3 protein-coding genes are annotated in these 3760 nt (G+C 65.1%); 2 read left to right on the top strand and 1 reads right to left on the bottom strand.

Going from position 1 to position 3760, the window contains the following annotated elements:
- The first annotated feature begins 494 nt into the window (after positions 1-494).
- On the top strand, positions 495-1403 hold the full coding sequence (locus VGD20_RS04480) for a site-specific integrase (RefSeq protein WP_263588086.1): 909 nt from the start codon (positions 495-497) through the stop codon (positions 1401-1403).
- 3 nt (positions 1404-1406) lie between these two features.
- Positions 1407-2597, top strand: a complete 1191-nt coding sequence (locus VGD20_RS04475; RefSeq protein WP_331133297.1) for an IS91 family transposase — start codon at positions 1407-1409, stop codon at positions 2595-2597.
- A gap of 462 nt (positions 2598-3059) precedes the next feature.
- Here the strand turns inward: VGD20_RS04475 and VGD20_RS04470 are convergent, their stop codons facing one another.
- Positions 3060-3515: a PA2169 family four-helix-bundle protein gene (locus VGD20_RS04470; RefSeq protein WP_331133296.1), complete on the bottom strand. Its 456-nt coding sequence runs from the start codon at positions 3513-3515 to the stop codon at positions 3060-3062.
- Positions 3516-3760: the final 245 nt, after the last annotated feature.

The raw sequence follows: 3760 nt of genomic DNA, 5'->3' as shown, positions 1-3760 counted from the left end.
GAAGGAGGAGAAGGCCGCGCCGATGCCGGCGATGGACTTCTGATAATGAGAGGGCGGCGGATTACCGCCGCCCTCTACCATCATGCTGGCGGCGAAGGCGAAGGCGGAGGAAGTGTCATGCCCTTTAACGGCAGTCAAAGCGTACGCGGCTGCTCAGCCCAACTGAAGCTGCGACACGGAAACGAGGCCACGCAACTAGTGGCTCGGCAACTCGAATGGGCGCGCAAACGCGGGAACGATCAGGAAATCGCTTATTGGAATGCGGTCCTTGAAGACCTTGCGAACCTGCTATCTTAGCGTTCTGTACGACCGACAAATGCTAATCGTCCACGCCGCACCCCGGGCGCAGACTATTTACGTTATGGCCGTTGCACGAACCGCTGCGCGGATTGGCGCTAGCCTCAATGTAAAGGGGCCGAGCGAGCGCCGCGCCTGATTGAACGTCGGCTGCCGCAGGCAGACCCTTTCGGCTCCTTTACCTGAGGAGTCGAACGATGAACGAGCTTATCCAGATTGGCCCGATCAGCCCGCTGCGCCAGCGGCTGATCGACGATATGACCATGCGGCGCTTCTCGAAGGAGACGCAGCGCAACTATCTGCGCGACGTCGGACGGTTCGCGACCTGGCTCGGGCGCTCGCCCCACACCGCGAGCGCCGAGGATGTCCGGCAGTTCCAGATCGAGCAGCAACAGGCGGGCGTCCCCGCACCAACGATGAACAGCATCGTCGGCGCGCTGCGGTTCTTCTTCACGCACACGCTCGACCGCCCCGACCTCGCGCGCAAGCTGGTCCGCACGAGGCAGGTTCGCAAGATCCCGGTCGTGTTGACGATGGCCGAGGTGAAGCGCCTGCTCGATGCGACCCGCTCGCTCAAGCACCAGGCCGCGCTGTCGGTCGCTTACGGCGCGGGCCTACGCGTCGCCGAGGTGTCGGCGCTAAAAGTCACCGATATCGACAGCAAGCGGATGCTGCTGCGGATCGAGCGCGGCAAAGGCGGCCGCTACCGCAACGCCATGCTGCCCGAAGGCCTGCTCCTGCTGCTGCGCGACTGGTGGCGCGCCGGACGGCAACAGGGCATCCTCCTTCCCGATGGCTGGCTCTTCCCCGGACAGAGCGCCGCGGCGCCGATCAGCACGCGCCAGCTCTACCGTGTCGTCGTCGAAGCCGCGGAGGCCGCCGATATCGACAAGCGCGTCGGACCGCATACGCTGCGCCACAGCTTCGCCACTCACCTGCTCGAGGACGGTGTCGATATCCGCGTCATCCAGGCATTGCTCGGCCATGCCAAGCTCAACACCACCGCCTTCTACACCCAGGTTGCCACCAGGACCGTTCGGTCGATCGTCAGTCCGCTCGACAGGCTCGCGCTCGCATCGCCGAGCGAGGAGGCACCCGACGGCTGAGCGGTGCGCGCCTCACTCGAGGTCGCCGACATCTTCCGTGCCGCGGGGCCTGCGTATCGCACCGCGCATGCCGGGCATCTGAGCCTGCATCAGCTCAAGATCATGTCGGCGATCGAGCATTGCCGCACCGCCGCGCTCGGCGGTCATGTCGAGGCCTGCACCGACTGCGGGCATTGGCAGATCGCATACAACAGCTGCCGCAACCGGCACTGCCCCAGGTGCCAGGGCGCCGCGGCGCGCAGCTGGCTCGAAGCGCGCGAAGCCGACCTCCTCCCGGTCGGTTATTTCCATGTCGTGTTCACCCTGCCTGCCGAGGTCGCCGCCATCGCCTATTATAACAAGGCGCTCGTCTATGACCTGCTGTTCAAGGCCGCGGCAGATACGATGCTGACCATCGCCGCCGACCCGAAGCACCTCGGCGCCCGGATCGGCATCACCGCGGTGCTTCACACATGGGGCTCGGCGCTGACCCATCATCCGCACATCCACATGATCGTGCCCGGCGGCGGCATCTCGCGCGATGGAACACGCTGGATATCCGCACGCCCCGCCTTCCTGCTGCCGGTCCGCGTGCTTGGTGCCCTGTTCCGACGCCTGTTCCTAACCCGGCTGCGCGCGCTCCATGACCGCGGGCAGCTCGCCCTCTTTGGCAGCCTCACGCATCTCGCCGAACGACGCGCGTTCCTGCGGCATCTGTCACCGGTTCGGAAGAAGCGCTGGGTCGTTTATGCCAAGGCCCCGTTCGCCGGGCCCGAGGCCGTGCTCGCCTATCTGTCACGCTACACCCACCGGGTCGCCATATCGAACAGCCGCCTCCTCCGGTTCGACGAAGCCGGGGTCACCTTCCGCTACAAGGACTACCGCAAGGCCGGTGCCGGACGGCAGCAGGTCATGACCCTTGGGGCCGACGAGTTCATCCGCCGCTTTCTTCTCCACGCCCTGCCGCGCGGGTTCCACCGCATCCGCCACTACGGCCTCCTCGCCAGCGCACGCCGCAAGGATCATCTCGAACGCGCCCGCCGCCTGCTCGATGTCGCACCTCGACCGACCGAGGAACCGACCGAGGATGCAGAGCCCCGACCGACCTGTCCGTGCTGCGGCGGTACGATGATCATCATCGAGGTCTTCGAGCGCCGCTATCAGCCTCGCGCGCCGCCCCAGTCGGCGGTCTCATCCGGGACACCGGCGCCGTGACCCGGCACGGCCTGGCACCGACACGATCCAGCGCGCACCCGCGCCTGGAAGCGGACCCGCTCGCGCCGACGCTGCCCAATAGCAGACGTCGCCATATCAAAATCGGCCCGTCCGATTTTCCACGTCCGCTTTTGCGATCTAAATTCAGACGGTCCGATCTCAGATACGTCCGATTTTGGGCAGCAACGTCCAGCACCACGACCTGCGCAAAACAGCTTTCCCCATAGCTCAGACCATGACCACCGCGGTTCGGGCACCGAAGACTTTCCGACGCCTCGCGGCGTCCGAAACCCTCAACGGTTGAAGACTGTCCGCTTCTAGCGGTAAATCGCGAGAAGCGGACGTTCTTCAATGATGATCAGCAAAGACCGCGACCGATCGACTGCCGACGAAAAGCGTACTTGACGGGCAATCGAGTCCCGGTCGCCCCGGGGAGCCGAGAGAATTAGCTGCCGGGAAAGATCAGCTGGCGTCCAGCCCATGCTTCAGCGCCGACATTTGGTCGTGCCCCGCGCGGACCGAAGCGTAGCCGGTCTCGATAAGCCGACGAACCGCGGGGTCCAGATCGGTGTCGCCGAGGGCGCTTTCGAACTTGGACTTGATATGATCTTCGCCGCGTTCGACCTCGGCGATCACCGCGTCATCGTCGCGCGCGCCGGTGAGCTTGTCACGAAGGCCGAGAAAGGCGCGATGCGCCGACGCAAGCACCGTTCCGTCATCTTCTGGGTTGCCGCCGAGCTCGCGCACCTTCGCCTGGAAGTCGGTGACGACGGTCTGCCGCTCGGTTGCACGGCTCAGGAAAATCTCCCTGAACTGCGCGGCATTGGCCTCGTCGGCTGCCTTGCGATAGCCGTCGACGCTGTCGAGCGTGGTCGCGATGAGGGAGTTCAGCGTTGCGATATTCTTGTTATCGAACATGAGCATTCCTTTCGGGGGAGCGGGCCGATCTCATGACCGGCGCCTCACGAAAGAACGAGCAAGCGACCCGCTAGTTGCCGCGGTCGATCGGGGCAAACGCAGCTTTGCGACGAAGCGTGCACGAGTTCGCCGTTAGAGCCCGATCTTGGCGAGCGCGACCGCGAGCTCGGCATCGGATGCCTCGTGATCGACGGGAGCGAGCTTGTTCAGCACGGTCTGGAGCCGCGTCTGCGCGACCTGGAGGG

This window comes from Sphingopyxis sp. (genome assembly GCF_036402335.1).
Lineage (GTDB): Bacteria > Pseudomonadota > Alphaproteobacteria > Sphingomonadales > Sphingomonadaceae > Sphingopyxis.
This window is presented reverse-complemented; position numbering and strand designations above follow the sequence as displayed.

Coding starts and splice junctions, on each gene's coding strand:
- VGD20_RS04480 (WP_263588086.1), top strand. CDS start 495: ATGAACGAGCTTATCCAGATTGGCCCGATCAGCCCGCTGCGCCAGCGG.
- VGD20_RS04470 (WP_331133296.1), bottom strand. CDS start 3,515: ATGTTCGATAACAAGAATATCGCAACGCTGAACTCCCTCATCGCGACC.